Here is a 15,995-nt window from a genome sequence, read left to right on the forward strand (position 1 = left end):
TTAGCGGCTGGTCACGTCGATATTCTGCTGGCTAAATGCCTGACGCAGCTCGCGGGCAAACGCCAGCGCGTGCGCGCCATCGCCATGCAGGCAAACGCTGTCGGCCTGCACCTTCACCCACTCGCCGCTCAGGCTTTTCACCTGACCTTTCTGAACCATGGTCAGCGTCTGGCTTATCGCCTGCTCGTCACTTTCCACCAGCGCACCGGGCTGACTACGCGGCACCAGCGAACCATCCGCCATATAGCCGCGATCGGCAAACACCTCCTGGCGGGTGGTTAAGCCGTGACATTCGGCGGCGCGAATCGACTCGCTGCCCGCCAGCCCGACCAGCACCAGCGCCGGATCAACCGCCTTCACCGCCCGCGCAATCGCATCGGCCAGCTGGGGGTCGCGTGCGGCCTGGTTATACAGCATGCCGTGTGGCTTGACGTGGACCAGCTTGCCACCTTCACTCTCGGTCAGCGCCTTCAGCGCCCCGACCTGATACAGCACCTGGGCATAGACGGTTTCCGGCGGCAGCTGCATGGCGGTACGGCCAAAGTTTTCCCGGTCCGGGAAGCTGGGATGCGCGCCGATAGCCACGCCAAACTCCAGCGCCCAGCGCACGGATTGCAGCATGGTTTCCGCATCGCCCGCGTGGAAGCCACAGGCGATATTTGCCGAGGAGACCAGCTGTAATAAGGCGCGGTCGTTTTCACACCCTTCGCCGAGATCGGCATTAAGATCGACTTTCATTGGCAAGCCCCCAGGCCATTTGTTCCAGTGAGCGCTGCTGTTCACGCTTCGCCTGCAGCGCTTCCTGTAGCGTGCAGTAGACGAAGTGAATCGGCTCGCCGAGCCGCAGCTGCGCCAGGTGGTAGAGATCGGCTTCAATCACGCAGGCAATGCGCGGATAGCCGCCGGTGGTCTGCGCATCGGCCAGCAGCACGATCGGCTGACCGTTCGGCGGCACCTGAATCACCCCCGGGATCAGCCCGTGGGAGAGCAGGTCGCGGCCGACGTTGCGCGTCAGTTTGCGCCCCTGAAAACGGTAGCCCATGCGGTTACTCTGTGGATTAAGCCGCCACGCGCTGCGCCAGAAGGCTTCCTGACTGTCTGCGCTGAACTCATGATATTCCGGGCCGGGCATCGCCCGCACCCGATTCCCCCACAGCAGCTGTCGTACGCCTGCGGGCTGGCTGAAGTCGCAGGTTGGCTCGCCCAGCGGCAGGCTGTCACCATCCTGTAGCTGACGCCCGTTAAAGCCGCCGAATCCGGCTTTCAGATCGGTGCTGGCTGAGTCGAGCCGCTGCTCAACCGCATAACCGCCATTGACCGCCAGATAGCTGCGCATTCCGCGCTGCGGCATACTCAACGTCAGGCGCTGGCCCTTTTTCACCGCGGTGCGCCAGCCCGTCCAGACGGGTTCGCCATCAAGCTGGGCCTGGCAGCCTGCACCCGCGAGGCCAATCCAGCCGTCGCGCTGGAACTCGGCACAAAACTGGCCGAGGGTAATTTCCAGCACCGCGCTGTCGGGCGCATTTCCCACCAGCATATTGGCAGTCTGCATCGCCGGGTGGTCAAGTACGCCACTCAGACTAATACCATATTGCCGCCAGCCGATACGGCCCGCGTCCTGGATACTGCTGCTCATTCCGGCACGAATAATTTTCAGCATACGCCCTCCTTCTGCGGCACAAAGCGCACGCGGTCGCCAGGGCGCAGCAGCACCGGAGGATGCTGGTCCGGGGCAAACAGTGCCGTCTGCGTCTGCCCAATCAGCTGCCAGCCACCGGGGGCGACGACCGGATAGATACCGGTCTGGCTGCCGCCAATGCCGACAGAACCCTTTGGTACCTGCACGCGCGGTTCGGCGCGGCGCGGGGTATGCAGGCGCTCATCCAGTCCGCCCAGATACGGGAAGCCAGGCTGGAAGCCGATGAAATAGACCACGTAATCCACTGATGCGTGGCAGGCCACCACCTGGCTGGCGCTCAGCCCGCTGTGATGAGCCACTTCGTCGAGGTCCGGCCCCAGCTTGCCGCCGTAGACCACCGGGATCTCTATCAGGCGCGACTCCAGCTCCAGCGCATCGCTGGTTTCCCACCACTGCTGCAGCCATTCGATCGCGTCCAGCGCGCTCTGCTGCGGGTTGCTTAACATCACGGTGATATTGTTCATCCCGGGGACGATTTCCGCTACTTCCGGACGGTCCTGCAGGCGTTGTGTCAGCCCCCAGATACGCTGCTGGCTGGCAAGGGAGACCGGAGGTTCTAACTCCAGCACCACTGCGCGTTCGCCCAGCAGGTAACAACGTGCTCGTTGCAAAAGCTGCCTCCTGACAAATAGGAAAAAGTGATACTTAATATCAATTATGACAGGTAGTTATGCGGAATTGTCGCGTGGCTGTCAACCTTCAGCGCGGCCTTAATGCTGCGCGCTGAAGGTCATTGGCAGTGAAAAAGAGGATCAGGCAGGGTTGAAAATATCGACGAAGGTGACATCCAGACCATGATGCTGCGCCAGCCAGTCGCCCAGCGCCTGAATACCGCAGCGCTCGGTGGCATGATGCCCGGCGGCGAAGAAATGCAGCCCTTGCTCGCGCGCGCTGTGGATGGTCTGCTCAGAGACTTCTCCGCTGATAAAGGCATCGACGCCAAACGCCGCGGCGTCATCAATGTAGCCCTGACCGCCGCCGCTGCACCAGGCGACGCGCTTAATCAATGCCGGTGCATTATCCCCACAGTGCAGCGGCTCACGGCCTAATACCTGAGCAATGCGCTGCGCCAGCTGCTCGCCGCTTAACGGCGTTTTCAGCTCTCCCCACGGCAGCAGCAGCGCGATCTCACCTTTGACGTCGATATCGAACATCTTCGCCAGCAGCGCGTTATTCCCCAGCTCGGGGTGACCATCCAGCGGCAAATGCCAGCCAAACAGGTTGATATCGTTGGCCAGCAGCGTTTTCAGACGCTGGCGCTTCATGCCCTTGATCGCCGGGGCTTCGCTCTTCCAGAAATAACCGTGATGCACCAGCACGGCATCGGCATCTAAGCGCACCGCCTCGTCGAGCAGTGCCTGGCAGGCAGTTACGCCGGTCACCACTTTTTTAATTTCGCCCCGCCCTTCAACCTGTAATCCGTTGGGGGCGTAATCTTTGAAATTCTCAGTGTTGAGCAGCTGGTTAACCAGCCGTTCCAGTTCAGTATTCAGCATAATCAGTCCGTCTGTTTGCGTGCCGCTTCAAAAGCGGCCAGGGTTTGCAGGCGTGCCTGTTTATGTTCCACGATCGGCTGCGGATAATCGAGGGTTTGCTGATTTTTCTTTGCCCACTCCTGCGGCTGGTGGATATATTTCTCCGGCACATCGCGCAGTTCCGGCAGCCAGTGGCGAATAAACTCACCGCTTTCATCGAAGCGCTCACCCTGAGTGGTGGGGTTAAAAATGCGAAAATAGGGTGCGGCATCGGTACCGGTAGACGCTGCCCACTGCCAGCCGCCATTGTTAGCGGCCAGATCACCATCAATCAGCTGCGACATAAAATATTGCTCACCCACTCGCCAGTCGATCAGCAGATCCTTCACCAGGAAACTGGCGGTAATCATGCGCAGGCGGTTATGCATCCAGCCCAGCGTATTAAGCTGGCGCATCGCAGCATCAACAATGGGGTAGCCGGTTTTTCCCTGCTGCCACGCCTTCAGCCCCTCGGCATCGTCGCGCCATTTGACGCCGCGCGTCCAGCGGGTAAACGGCTGATGACGGCACAGCGACGGGTAAGCCACCAGCAGATGGCGGTAAAACTCGCGCCAGATAAGCTCGTTAAGCCAGACAAACACTTTGCCGTCTTCCAGCCCGCGCGGGTGCTGCTTTAGCAGGCGATGCAGGCACTGGCGGGGTGACAGCACCCCGGTCGCGAGATAAGCCGACAGGCGGCTGGTGCCGTCAAGCGCCGGGATATCACGCTGCGCCTGATAGTGGGTCACCGGGGCCTGGCAGAATTCGCGCAGCCGGGCGATGGCGGCCTTCTCTCCGGGGGGAAACAGCGCGCTGTTGATATCCTCGCGCGGATAGTCAAACGCTTTCAGCCGGTGGGGGTTCACCGCACCTTCCGCACGACAGGCCGGCGCTGGCAGACATTCGGGCAATCCTTCCTGTAGCCGCTTCACAAAGGCTTTACTGAAAGGCGTGAAAACTTTGTACATCTCGCGGCTGCCGGTCAGCACGCTGCCTGGCGGCAGCAGCAGACTGTCGTCGAAGCCCTGTACCGTCACCTCGTCTTCCAATAGCGTGCGTTCTACCGCAGCATCACGCTGGCGCTCATTCACCTCGTACTGATAGTTGTAGAACAGGCGGTCAACCTGGTGTTCCTGACAAAACTGCCGCAGCAGCGGAACGGAGGCGTCGAAGTCGGCGCACTGCTCAAGATGCAGTGGGATACCTTTTGCCGCCAGCGACTGCTGGAGTTCCTGCAGGCTTTGCCAGATAAACTCCGCCTGCTTCGGTGCCATATGGTGTGACCGCCACTGCCCGGGCGTGGCGATGAACAGGGCAATAACCCGTGCATTGTCAGAACGACAGGCGGCGTACAGCGCATGGTTGTCGTTGATGCGCAGGTCATTGCGCAACCAGACCAGATGAGTTGTCATAATGCTCCCTGAAATTATTGTCCATACCGCAGGCGCAGTGCTTCCGGATAAGGCGCAAAGTAGCGCTGTTCGGCCAGCCACGGGTGCGGGTATTCCGCCATATAGTGTTTAAGCAGGGTTATCGGGGCCAGCAGCGGCTGCAGGCCCTGGCGATAGTGGTCGATCAGGTTAGCCAGCTCCCGGCGCTGGGCTGAAGTCAGCTCCCGGCGGAAGTAGCCCTGAACGTGCATCAATACGTTGGTGTGATTGCTGCGCGTAGCCTCATGCTTCATCAGGTCCATCAGGCGCTGACGATACTCCAGCGCAAATTCTTCCAGCGATTCCCACTGGTCCATTTTGGCGACGAACGGACCAATCTGGCGGTAGGCCGGCTGTGAATGAGACAGCAGCAGCAGCTTGTAACGGGTATGAAAGGCCATCAGTTTGGCGCGCGTCAGCCCACTGCTCCACAGCTGGTTAAACTCGTGCAGGGCATACACCCGCGCCACAAAATTCTCACGCAGATTGGGATCGTGCAGGCGACCATCTTCTTCCACCGGCAGCCACGGCATCTGTGCCATCAGCTCGCGGGTGAATAGTCCCGTGCCTTCTTTACGGTTGTTATTGTTATCAGGCTGATAGACGCGTACCCGCTCCATCCCGCAACTGGGAGATTTAGCGCAAACGATATAGCCGCAAAGGTGGCGCAGACGTTGCACTTTTTCGGCAGAGAATGCCTTCATCGCTTCGGTGACCGGATCCGCCTGGCCGTTACTGAAGCGCAGGGAGACTTCTCCGCCCTCCTCCTCTGTCAGGCGCAGTGCCGGGCGTGGTGTTGGCAGGCCAATCGCCATTTCAGGACAGGCGGGCTCATAACGTATAAACGGTGCCAGCTGCTCGGCAGCAAAAGCATTGCGTTTATGACCGCCATCGAAGCGCACTTTTTCGCCCAGTAAACAGGCACTGATACCCACCGGAATTTTTTCGCCCATAGTTATACAACCTCTAAAGCCATGTACAACTTTTAGTGTAGCGGAAAAAGCCCGACGACAGGCAAAAAAAATCCCGCCAATGGGCGGGAAACTATTCGTATAGGAGGGTCGACTGGAAATAGGTCGGCCCGCTACCGGTCGGTCAACCCCAAAAGTTACAGGAATTCACACCCTGCGGCTTCTGACTGCGCCAGCCAGACCGGCTGGTCGCTGGTTTTAACCCATACGCGATGCAGATAGCTATAGAAACGTGCGCGATCGCCACGGAATAACATCACCGGCAGGGCCAGCACACCGCAAACCACAACGGCGGCACGACGCATGAAAATCCGTGTGGGTGAATAGTTGTGATAAAGACTCATACGTCCTCCTGAATAATTGTTGAAAAGATGCTGTGTGTAATCTGACTAAAATAGTAGCGCTTCTGGTGTAATTTTACTACTGATCAGACCACTTTTGGCGAAAAAAAAGCCATTTAATTCAGTCTGACTGAAACTTAGTTACATAATTGTTAAATTCGTAGCGTGAATAGCATGATTAAAGCGACTCTGTTACCCCTCAGGTGATTGCGAACTATCACAGACGCTCTGTCTACTTTTTGCTAAATTAGCTTCTATTACGCGGTTATGCAGCAGAGGCAATGTGGTCACCATTCTGATTGTGGAAGATGAAAAAGAGATCCGCCGTTTTCTGCGCCTGGCGCTGGAGGGGGAAGGTTTTCGTGTCGTTGATGCAGACACGCTGAGCCGCGGTCTGATTGAAGCAGCAACGCGCAAGCCGGAGTTGACGATCCTCGATCTCGGGCTGCCGGACGGTGATGGCAGCCAGTTTATCCGTGAGATCCGCCAGTGGAGCAGCATGCCGGTTATCGTGCTCTCCGCCCGCAGCGATGAGCAGGATAAAATCGCGGCGCTGGATGCCGGGGCCGATGATTTCCTCACCAAGCCTTTCGGCGTGGGCGAACTGATGGCGCGGGTGCGCGTGGCGCTCCGCCACCGTCCGGCCCAGAGCAGTGACAGCCTCAGCTCACAGGTCACTTTTGGCAGCGTCAGCGTGGATATCGCCACCCGTCGCGTTACCCGTCACGGTGAAGAGCTGCATCTGACGCCGATAGAATTTCGCCTGCTGGTCAGCCTGCTTAATCATCCCGGCAAGGTGATGACTCAGCGCCAGCTGCTGACTCAGGTCTGGGGACCCAATGCGGTTGAGCACAGCCACTATCTGCGCATCTATATGGGCCACCTGCGCCAGAAGCTGGAGCACGACCCGGCACAGCCGCAGCATCTGATCACGGAAACCGGCGTCGGCTACCGCTTTATTCCGTAATTCTGCAATAAAAAAAGGGCCACTCACAGCGCGAGCAGCCCTTATTCAGCGTGTCAGCAATCAGGCGTTTTTCAGTACCGCACTGACAATTTCCACGGCTTCTTTTTCAATCAGCGCACGATGCTCGGCGCCGAGGAAACTTTCACAGTAGATCTTGTAAGCGTCTTCAGTACCCGAAGGGCGCGCGGCAAACCAGCCGTTTTTAGTCATTACCTTCAGGCCACCGATGGAAGCACCGTTACCCGGAGCCGCCGTCAGACGCGCAGTGATCGGATCGCCCGCCAGCGTGTCGGCACTGACCATTTCAGGCGACAGTTTTGACAGCGCGGCTTTCTGCGCGGAGGTTGCCGGAGCCTGAATACGGTTATAGCTCGGTGCGCCAAAACGGGCCGCCAGCTCATCGTAATGCTGCTGCGGGTTCTTACCGGTCACAGCCGTGATTTCAGCCGCCAGCAGGCACATGATGATGCCGTCTTTGTCAGTCGACCACGGCGTACCGTCGAAGCGCAGGAAGGAAGCTCCCGCACTCTCTTCGCCACCGAAACCGAAGCTGCCGTCGAACAGGCCATCAACAAACCACTTGAAGCCAACCGGAACTTCCACCAGCTTGCGGCCCAGATCGTCCACCACGCGGTCAATCATCGCGCTCGACACCAGGGTTTTACCCACGGCGACGTCTTTGCCCCACTGCGGACGATGCTGGAACAGATACTGAATCGCCACCGCCAGATAGTGGTTCGGGTTCATCAGACCGGCCGGAGTCACGATACCGTGGCGGTCGTAGTCCGGGTCATTGGCAAAGGCCAGGTCAAATTTGTCACGCAGCGCCAGCAGGCCCGCCATGGCAGATTCAGACGAGCAGTCCATACGGATCACGCCGTCATGGTCCAGATGCATAAAGCGGAAAGTCTGGTCGACAGCATCGTTTACGATAGTCAGATCGAGGTTGTAGAACTCCGCAATACGCTGCCAGTAGGCGATACCGGAACCGCCAAGGGGATCCACACCAATTTTCAGACCCGCTTTCTGGATCGCCGGAATATCAACGATCTGTGCCAGACCTTCAATATAAGGCTGGATCAGATCTTTTTCCGTCAGGTGGCCGCTGGCCCAGGCCTGATCCAGCGTCATGCGCTGCACGCCTTTCAGGCCATCTTTGATCAGCGCATTGGCACGATCTTCCACCACTTTGGTGACGTTAGTATCCGCCGGACCACCGTTCGGCGGGTTGTATTTGATGCCGCCATCTTCTGGTGGATTGTGCGAAGGCGTGATGACGATGCCGTCCGCCTGTGCGCCGCCAGATTTGTTGTGCTCAAGGATAGCATTGGAGATCGCCGGCGTTGGCGTATAGCCATTATCCTGCTGGACAATCACATCCACCCCGTTGGCAGCCAGCACTTCCAGCACGGAAATAATGGCGGGCTCAGACAGCGCGTGGGTATCTTTACCCACGTAGCACGGGCCGGTAATACCGTTCTTTTTACGCTCTTCGGCAATCGCCTGCGCGATAGCCAGAATGTGATTCTCGTTGAAGCTGTGACGACCCGCGCTACCGCGATGGCCGGAGGTGCCAAATTTCACCGCATGCTCTGCATTGCCCAGTTCAGGCTGCAGGACATAATACTGAGATGTTAATTGTGCAACGTTAATCAAATCGCTCTGCTGGGCGGGTTGCCCGGCACGGGGGTGATTGGCCATTGGCGCTTCTCCCTGACGCTTCAGTTAGAGGGTACCGCAAACTTTCTCAGTCAGTTCCGTCGGGAACTGCATCGACTGCATTATGTGTTCAACCATGCTGCGTTTACGGCCAGTATTTGTGTTGGTGATCACCCAGTACGGCGTGCCCGGAACGTGCTGCGGCTTGGTATGGGTGCCATTTTCTACCAGCGTTTGCTGATTGCCCGCGAAGTAAACGCGCGTGCGACCGTGCAGAGACTCTGTCGCTGCGCCAAACGCTTTGGCATCCAGACTGTATAAAGTCGATAAAACCAGCATAAAGCGGTTCACTGCTCTTTTCTGATCGGCATACTCATCAGAAAGCAGCAGTTCACGTACCGCACGCACACGATCCTGCGGACGGGCTTCAGTTTTCACCGCCGTGTTCGCTGCTGGCTCTTTCCCCGCCGCTGCAGCGGATGTTGCCGCTGTAGCCGGAGCCGTCTGACCCGCAGTGAACTTCAACATGCGGCGCAAAATATCCGATGCGCTTTCACCAATATGCTGAGTGTGGCTGGCAATATAACGGTATAGCTCTTCGTCGACTTCTATCGTTTTCATCTTTATCCAGTACGGTTAGTGCTTGTGTCAGAACGCGGGTCACAGAGACGAAAACGATCGTCGGGATCGCCCGTGCTCAACCGATCCAGTTCTAACATCAGGATTATAAAGTTAAATCCTGCCGGGTTGTAGCGCCAGACCCATTTCAGGGCAAAAGTCGGAATATGCCGCAAAAAGATCGTAACCGCATATGGCGCCTGCGGCAGAAATTGTGGGATCCATGATACCCTAAGCCTTCACATCAACTGTAAGAACTTTCTCTATGAATTTAAACTTCCGCCTGCAATCTGAACAATCCGCATCAAACGATCTTCCGCTGGTGCTAATCCACGGTCTGTTTGGCAGCCTGGATAACCTTGGCGTGCTGGCGCGGGGGTTAAAAGATGACCGTCGTCTGATTCAAATTGATGTGCGCAATCATGGGCTTTCGCCGCGGGCTGATGAGATGAGCTATGCGCTGATGGCGCAGGATATCCTCGATACGCTCGATGAACTCAAGGTTGAACGCTTCAGCCTTATTGGCCACTCGATGGGTGGCAAGATCGCGATGGCGCTGACCGCGCTGGCCCCCGAGCGTGTAGGTGAGATCGTGGTCATCGATATCGCCCCCGTGGCTTATAGCACTCGCCATCACGACGACATTTTTGCCGCCTTGCAAGCGGTGTCGCAGGCCGGAATTAAAACGCGCAGCGAAGCCGCCGCGCTGATGCGCCTGCATATAGATGAAGAAGGCGTGATCCAGTTTCTGTTGAAATCATTCCATGAAGGTGACTGGCGCTTCAACGTGCCGGTGCTGTGGGAGTGTTACGACCAGATTATTGGCTGGCAGCCTCTGGCTCCCTGCCCGCATCCGGCACTGTTTATCCGCGGCGAACGCTCGGCTTATCTGGCGGATGAGTACCGTGATGCCCTGCTAGCTCAGTTCCCTCAGGCGCGTGCGCATGTGATAGCCGGAGCCGGCCACTGGGTACATGCGGAAAAACCTGATGCCGTGTTACGCGCAATCCGTCGATTTTTTGCGCTGTAAAAACAATTATTTCCTCGGGTTGATATAGCCAAAATAATTCGAGCTGCAGAAAGGCGGCAAGGCCATGAGTCCCCGGCAGCATAGATCGCTCTGTGACAGGGGTCCCGAAGGGGGGAGGTCCAGGGATGGGCCGAATAATGGATGAAGCCAACGCATCTGCGGCTTGAAGAATGAAGGGTATAAATGATTGTCGTCATCACTTTCGCTGGGGTATGATGGCGCGCTAAAATTTGCCGCTGCTGATTCTTCACGCGGCATAACGACCCTGGTCTTCAGAAATTCAGCCTTTCAGTATCACTATCCCTATGGCAAAAGAGAACACGGACCGCACAACGATCGATCTGTTCGCAGATGAACGTCGCCCGGGACGACCTAAAACGAATCCGCTAACGCGTGATGAGCAGCTACGCATCAACAAGCGCAACCAGCTGAAGCGGGATAAAGTGCGCGGCCTGAAGCGCGTTGAGCTGAAAATGAACAGCGACGCGGTTGATACCCTGAACCAGCTGGCAGAAGAGCGCAATATGAGTCGCAGCGAACTGATCGAAGAGATGCTGCTGGAACAGCTGCAGCGTCATCAATCCTGATCGCCTGGCTTAAGCACTCAGCGACAAAACCAGCAGCATTACACGTTTATCCGCTTCCGGCGGTCTGTTATCATTAGCGATATCTGCGAAAAATTCAGCAGTCACCATATCATTAAGATTCAAGAGGTTATTAAACTCATGGCACTCGTCGGCATTTTCTTCGGCAGCGATACAGGCAATACGGAAAACATTGCAAAACAGATCCAGAAACTGCTGGGTAAAGATGTTGCAGAAGTTCGTGATATTGCCAAAAGCAGCAAAGAAGACCTTGAAGCCTTTGATATTCTGCTGCTGGGCATTCCCACCTGGTACTACGGTGAGGCCCAGTGCGACTGGGATGACTTCTTCCCAACGCTGGAAGAGATCGACTTCAACGGTAAGCTGGTCGCGCTGTTTGGCTGCGGCGATCAGGAAGATTACTCTGAATATTTCTGTGATGCGATGGGTACCATTCGCGACATCATTGAACCGAACGGGGCGATTATCGTTGGTCACTGGCCGACCGAAGGCTATCACTTCGAAGCCTCTAAAGGCCTGGCAGATGACAACAACTTCCTCGGTCTGGCGATTGATGAAGACCGCCAGCCAGAACTCACTAACGAACGCGTTGAAAAGTGGGTAAAACAGATTTTTGATGAACTTCAGCTGAAAGAAATCATCGAAGCCTAACCACAGCGGCTTGATGTGGGAGTTATCTCACATCAAGTCAGTGGTTTTTCCTATAGAAGTAATAGATACATGTTTGTAACTTTCACCTGCAAAACTGTACAATAACCCCATCGGTTACCCGCTTACTCAGCGCCCGTCACACTGTTTGACGACACTTGGTTTACCGAGTGTGATGAGATGAGGGAGAACGAAATGTTAACCCAGCATAATTCGGGCGCGCGCTTCCCAGGATGTAACGACATTAATCCTTACATCCCTCAGCGGTTCAGGCATCCCTTTTAGTTTTCATTTCGAACTATCAGCTCTATACTGAGACGCATTCAGCTTTAGCGTCGACCGATGTTCATGGCTTTTCAGCCACTAAGTGACTAGCAAAGTAACAGGACAATATCCGCATGACTGACAATAACACCGCATTAAAGAAGGCCGGCCTGAAAGTCACGCTTCCCCGACTGAAAATTCTGGAAGTGCTTCAGGAACCAGAGGGCCATCACGTCAGTGCGGAAGACTTGTACAAACGCCTGATTGATATGGGCGAAGAAATTGGTCTGGCCACGGTTTACCGCGTGCTGAACCAGTTTGACGACGCGGGGATCGTTACCCGCCATAACTTTGAAGGCGGCAAATCCGTTTTCGAACTGACCCAGCAGCACCATCACGATCATCTGATCTGCCTGGACTGCGGTAAAGTTATCGAGTTTCGTGATGAATACATCGAGGAGCGCCAGCGTGAAATCGCTAAGCGCCACGGCATCAAACTGAGCAACCACAGCCTCTATCTTTACGGTCACTGTGCTCTGGGCGACTGCCGCGAAGACGAGACTCTGCACGACCAGTAATCTCCATGATTGTGTAAAAACCGCTGCCTGCCAGCGGTTTTTTTATGCCTGCTATTCGCCGAATACCGGCAGCCAGTGACCGTATGAGAGCAGCGATACCAGGGCATTCAGCACGCCAAAGCAGAGCACCAGTACGATGGGCGCAACGCCGCCCCTCACCCGCCAGGCCGCGGTGGCAAAGCGGCGGCGCGACTGCCAGGCGAGCAGCGCGGGCGTGATCACCGCCCAAAGGGTAGCAGCCAACCCGGCATAACCTATCGCCAGCAGAAAGCCGTTGGGCCAGATCAGCGCGGCGGTAAGCGGGAAAATAAAGGTCAGCACGGTGGTCTTCAGGCGCCCTGTGGCAGAGTTATCCAGCTTAAACAGGTCGGCAAGGTAGTCAAAAAAGCCAAGGCTGACGCCGAGGAATGAGCAGGCCACGGCAAAGTTGGAGAAGATATCCAGCAGCAGATTCAGGTACTGACTGTGCAGTACGCCGGACAGCGCCGCAACCAGCACATCGATATTCCCCCCCTGTGCGGCAATCGCTTTAAAGTCATGGCGTGGAATATTGCCCATGGTGCCGATGATCCACACCAGGTAAATTGCCAGCGCCAGCAGCGTGCCGTAGATCAGGCAGCGGCTGACGCGCCCGGCGTTTTTACGGTAGTAACTCACCAGCCCGGCAATATTGCCGTGGTAGCCAAATGAGGCCAGGCAGAACGGCACTACCGCCCAGAGATAACGCAGGTAGTGGCCGTCTTCCGCCGCGCTGTCGAGCAGATTCACCGGCTCGATGTGCCACAGCAAGCCGCCAAAAATCATCAGGAATGTGATCACCTTCGCGCCCAGAAATATCAGCGTCATGCGGCTGACCACAGCCGTGCCCAGCCAGATAAACAGCGCTACCAGCAGCGCAAACAGCAGCCCGGCGGTGCGGGCAGAGAGATCGACACTCAGCTGGCTCAGGCTATGCTGAATAATCGCCCCGCTGGCGGAGATATAGGCGTAGGTCAGAATACCGAGTACAAAAACCACCGACAGCCCGTTAATCAGATTCCAGCCGCGCCCTAACAGATCGCGCGTAACGGTATCGAAGCTGGCGCCCGGCGGATAATGCAGGCTGGCCTCAAGATAGAGCAGCCCGGAAAGCAGCATGCAAAACCAGGTGAGGATCAGCAACAGTGAAGACCAGAGGAACCACGCCCCCGACATGACCACCGGCAGGGAGAACATCCCGGCACCGATAATGGTGCCGCTGATGATTAAGGTCCCCCACAGCGTGGAGGGTAACGGAGCAGCAGAAGCAGGCAGAGCCATGGCAAATCCTTAGCGAGAAACGGTAACAAAACGCACGCGCCGGGATATTCCACTGGCTAAACGGCATTAATGCCGCATAGTCTACACAAAATCACACTCGCGAACTAGTACGGTAACTAGTCGGCAACCATCGTTTCCTGCAAATAGCGCCAGCGTGGTGGGGTTGCGCTGCAGTCAATCACCGCCAGCGAGATACGATGAGTATGCACATCCCCCTGCTGCTGCAGCTCATGGTAGTGAATCACCACATCCTGATCTGACTGCGAAATAATTTGGCACTGCTCAATACGAATCACCACGCCCTGACGTCCGCCAGTCAGGCGGGTAAACAGTGCGGCAACGTCTGCCAGCGCCAGCATTTTTCCACCGGGAGTGACCATGGTGAATTCGGGGGCAAAATGAGCGAGCAGTTCGGGCACTTTACTGCCGTCGCCGTGAAACACTTCGGCGATCAGTTCATGCAGCACAATCACGCTGCGACTGGCTTGTTCGGCTAATCCAGACATGCAATATCCTTCAGGTGAGATTGTCGATACGTCGCTGATAGCGGTATCCAGCGGACGAAAAAAAAGGGCGAATCATCGCCCTCTTATATAGCTGATTACGGCTTATTCGCCCATTTTCGCCCAGGTATCGCGCAGGCCAACGGTGCGGTTAAACACCAGATTGCTGGCGCTGGAATAGACGCTGTCGGCACAGAAGTAACCTTCACGCTCGAACTGGTAAGGTGCAGAAGCTTCAGCCTGCTGCATGCCCGCTTCGACGTAACCGTGACGAATCACCAGGGATTCCGGGTTAACGGTGGTCAGGAAATCTTCTGCTGCGCCCGGGTTTGGCACGCTGAACAGACGGTCATACAGGCGGAACTCCGCAGGCAGGCCGTGAACTGCGGACACCCAGTGGATCACGCCTTTCACTTTACGACCATCGGCCGGATCTTTGCTCAGGGTATCCACGTCGCAGGTGCAGAACAGGCAGGTAATGTTGCCCTCTTCATCTTTGGCTACGCGCTCAGCTTTGATCACGTAGGCATTACGCAGGCGCACTTCTTTGCCCATCACCAGACGCTTGTACTGCTTATTCGCTTCTTCACGGAAGTCAGCACGATCGATCCAGATCTCACGGCTGAACGGCACTTCGCGCGTACCCATCTCCGGCTTACTCGGGTGATTCGGCATGCTGATCATCTCTTCATGATGCGCAGGCAGGTTTTCGATCACCACTTTTACCGGGTCAAGAACGGCCATCGCACGCGGCGCGTTTTCGTTGAGATCGTCGCGAATACAGGATTCCAGCGCGGCCATTTCCACGTTGTTATCCTGTTTGGTCACGCCAATACGGCGGCAGAACTCACGAATTGATTCCGCGCTGTAACCGCGGCGGCGCAGGCCAGACACGGTCAGCATGCGCGGGTCATCCCAGCCCTCAACCACTTTCTCAGTGACCAGCAGGTTGAGCTTACGCTTGGACATGATGGCGTATTCAAGATTCAGGCGTGAGAACTCATACTGACGCGGATGCACCGGGATGGTGATGTTGTCCAGCACCCAGTCATACAGGCGACGGTTGTCCTGGAACTCCAGCGTACACAGCGAGTGGGTGATCCCTTCCAGCGCATCGGAGATGCAGTGGGTGAAATCGTACATCGGGTAGATGCACCACTTATTGCCGGTCTGATGGTGCTCGGCGAATTTAATGCGGTAGATAACCGGGTCGCGCATCACGATAAAGTTGGACGCCATATCGATTTTTGCACGCAGGCAGGCGGTGCCTTCAGCAAAACCACCGGCGCGCATTTTGGCAAACAGCTCAAGGTTCTCTTCCACGCTACGGTCGCGGTAAGGGCTGTTTTTACCCGGCGCCGTCAGGCTACCTCGGTATTCGCGGATCTGCTCAGGTGACAGTTCGTCAACGTAAGCCAGACCTTTACCGATCAGCTCAACCGCATAGTTGTGCAGCTGTTCGAAATAGTCAGATGAGTAGCGTACTTCGCCGCTCCACTCAAAGCCAAGCCACTTCACGTCACGTTTAATTGACTCAACAAACTCCAGGTCTTCTTTCACCGGGTTGGTGTCATCAAAACGCAGATTGCACTGCCCGTGATAATCCTGCGCGATGCCAAAGTTCAGGCAGATAGATTTTGCATGACCAATATGCAGGTAACCGTTCGGCTCAGGCGGGAAGCGGGTATGCACGGTGGCATGCTTACCGTTCGCCAGATCTTCGTCGATGATCTGACGAATAAAGTTAGTTGGGCGGGCTTCAGCCTCACTCATCTCAATTTCCTCAATAATGCATGGCATTTACTCTAGATAATTCGAGTTGCGGCAAGGCGGCAAGTGTGAGAATCCCCGGGAGCTTACAAAGTAAGT

General features: G+C 56.4%; 17 protein-coding genes. 5 read left to right on the plus strand and 12 right to left on the minus strand.

The annotated features are described in order from the left end of the window. The 7 genes from pxpA to ID864_RS13475 all read right to left on the minus strand — a co-directional run bounded on the left by pxpA (position 1) and on the right by ID864_RS13475 (position 5,958). Positions 1-738, minus strand: coding sequence for a 5-oxoprolinase subunit PxpA (gene pxpA / locus ID864_RS13445; protein ID WP_048916735.1), 738 nt, complete (start codon positions 736-738; stop codon positions 1-3). Continuing rightward, the gene (gene pxpC, locus ID864_RS13450) at positions 722-1,660 is read right to left on the minus strand and encodes a 5-oxoprolinase subunit PxpC (RefSeq protein ID WP_048916736.1); all 939 of its coding nucleotides are present in this window, start codon (positions 1,658-1,660) and stop codon (positions 722-724) included. The genes pxpA and pxpC overlap by 17 nt, the downstream gene beginning before the upstream one ends. Then, entirely contained in the window at positions 1,654-2,310 is a 657-nt protein-coding gene (pxpB, locus tag ID864_RS13455; protein ID WP_048916737.1) for a 5-oxoprolinase subunit PxpB, read from the minus strand. Before pxpB ends, pxpC begins: the two co-directional genes overlap by 7 nt. A 141-nt stretch (positions 2,311-2,451) precedes the next feature. After that, on the minus strand, positions 2,452-3,195 hold the full coding sequence (locus ID864_RS13460; RefSeq protein WP_048916738.1) for a type 2 GTP cyclohydrolase I: 744 nt from the start codon (positions 3,193-3,195) through the stop codon (positions 2,452-2,454). Positions 3,196-3,197: 2 nt separating this feature from the next. Beyond that, positions 3,198-4,625 carry a deoxyribodipyrimidine photo-lyase gene (phrB, locus tag ID864_RS13465; protein WP_048916739.1) on the minus strand — a complete coding sequence of 476 codons (1,428 nt, stop codon included), beginning with the start codon at positions 4,623-4,625 and terminating at the stop codon, positions 3,198-3,200. 14 nt (positions 4,626-4,639) lie between these two features. Beyond that, complete coding sequence (locus ID864_RS13470; RefSeq protein WP_048916740.1) at positions 4,640-5,596, minus strand: YbgA family protein; 957 nt, start codon at positions 5,594-5,596, stop codon at positions 4,640-4,642. Between the two features lie 155 nt (positions 5,597-5,751). Next, positions 5,752-5,958, minus strand: coding sequence for a YbfA family protein (locus ID864_RS13475; protein WP_048916741.1), 207 nt, complete (start codon positions 5,956-5,958; stop codon positions 5,752-5,754). 280 nt (positions 5,959-6,238) lie between these two features. On the opposite strand from ID864_RS13475, the gene kdpE reads away from it, so the two are divergent. After that, complete coding sequence (gene kdpE / locus ID864_RS13480; protein ID WP_191149946.1) at positions 6,239-6,922, plus strand: two-component system response regulator KdpE; 684 nt, start codon at positions 6,239-6,241, stop codon at positions 6,920-6,922. Positions 6,923-6,982: 60 nt separating this feature from the next. Here kdpE and pgm read toward each other — a convergent pair whose 3' ends face one another. Together pgm and seqA are read right to left on the minus strand one after the other, a co-directional pair. Next, on the minus strand, positions 6,983-8,623 hold the full coding sequence (gene pgm / locus ID864_RS13485; protein ID WP_048916743.1) for a phosphoglucomutase (alpha-D-glucose-1,6-bisphosphate-dependent): 1,641 nt from the start codon (positions 8,621-8,623) through the stop codon (positions 6,983-6,985). 24 nt (positions 8,624-8,647) lie between these two features. Then, complete coding sequence (seqA, locus tag ID864_RS13490; RefSeq protein ID WP_048916744.1) at positions 8,648-9,202, minus strand: replication initiation negative regulator SeqA; 555 nt, start codon at positions 9,200-9,202, stop codon at positions 8,648-8,650. 262 nt (positions 9,203-9,464) lie between these two features. Between seqA and ybfF the strand changes: the two genes are divergently transcribed. The 4 genes from ybfF (at position 9,465) to fur (ending at position 12,324) form a co-directional block, all read left to right on the plus strand. Beyond that, positions 9,465-10,229: an esterase gene (gene ybfF, locus ID864_RS13495; protein WP_191149947.1), complete on the plus strand. Its 765-nt coding sequence runs from the start codon at positions 9,465-9,467 to the stop codon at positions 10,227-10,229. Positions 10,230-10,534: 305 nt separating this feature from the next. Continuing rightward, entirely contained in the window at positions 10,535-10,816 is a 282-nt protein-coding gene (gene ybfE / locus ID864_RS13500) for a LexA regulated protein (protein WP_048916746.1), read from the plus strand. Between the two features lie 138 nt (positions 10,817-10,954). Beyond that, entirely contained in the window at positions 10,955-11,485 is a 531-nt protein-coding gene (gene fldA / locus ID864_RS13505; protein ID WP_048916747.1) for a flavodoxin FldA, read from the plus strand. Between the two features lie 395 nt (positions 11,486-11,880). Further along, positions 11,881-12,324, plus strand: a complete 444-nt coding sequence (gene fur, locus ID864_RS13510) for a ferric iron uptake transcriptional regulator (RefSeq protein ID WP_048916748.1) — start codon at positions 11,881-11,883, stop codon at positions 12,322-12,324. Between the two features lie 51 nt (positions 12,325-12,375). On the opposite strand, the gene mtr is transcribed toward fur, so the two are convergent. The 3 genes from mtr to glnS all read right to left on the minus strand — a co-directional run bounded on the left by mtr (position 12,376) and on the right by glnS (position 15,899). Further along, the gene (mtr, locus tag ID864_RS13515; protein ID WP_191149948.1) at positions 12,376-13,623 is read right to left on the minus strand and encodes a tryptophan permease; all 1,248 of its coding nucleotides are present in this window, start codon (positions 13,621-13,623) and stop codon (positions 12,376-12,378) included. A 116-nt stretch (positions 13,624-13,739) separates the two neighbouring features. Next, complete coding sequence (locus tag ID864_RS13520) at positions 13,740-14,129, minus strand: hypothetical protein (protein WP_099753580.1); 390 nt, start codon at positions 14,127-14,129, stop codon at positions 13,740-13,742. 102 nt (positions 14,130-14,231) lie between these two features. Beyond that, entirely contained in the window at positions 14,232-15,899 is a 1,668-nt protein-coding gene (gene glnS, locus ID864_RS13525) for a glutamine--tRNA ligase (RefSeq protein WP_048916751.1), read from the minus strand. Between the last annotated feature and the right edge of the window lie 96 nt (positions 15,900-15,995).

Source organism: Erwinia aphidicola (assembly GCF_014773485.1).
GTDB lineage: Bacteria > Pseudomonadota > Gammaproteobacteria > Enterobacterales > Enterobacteriaceae > Erwinia > Erwinia aphidicola.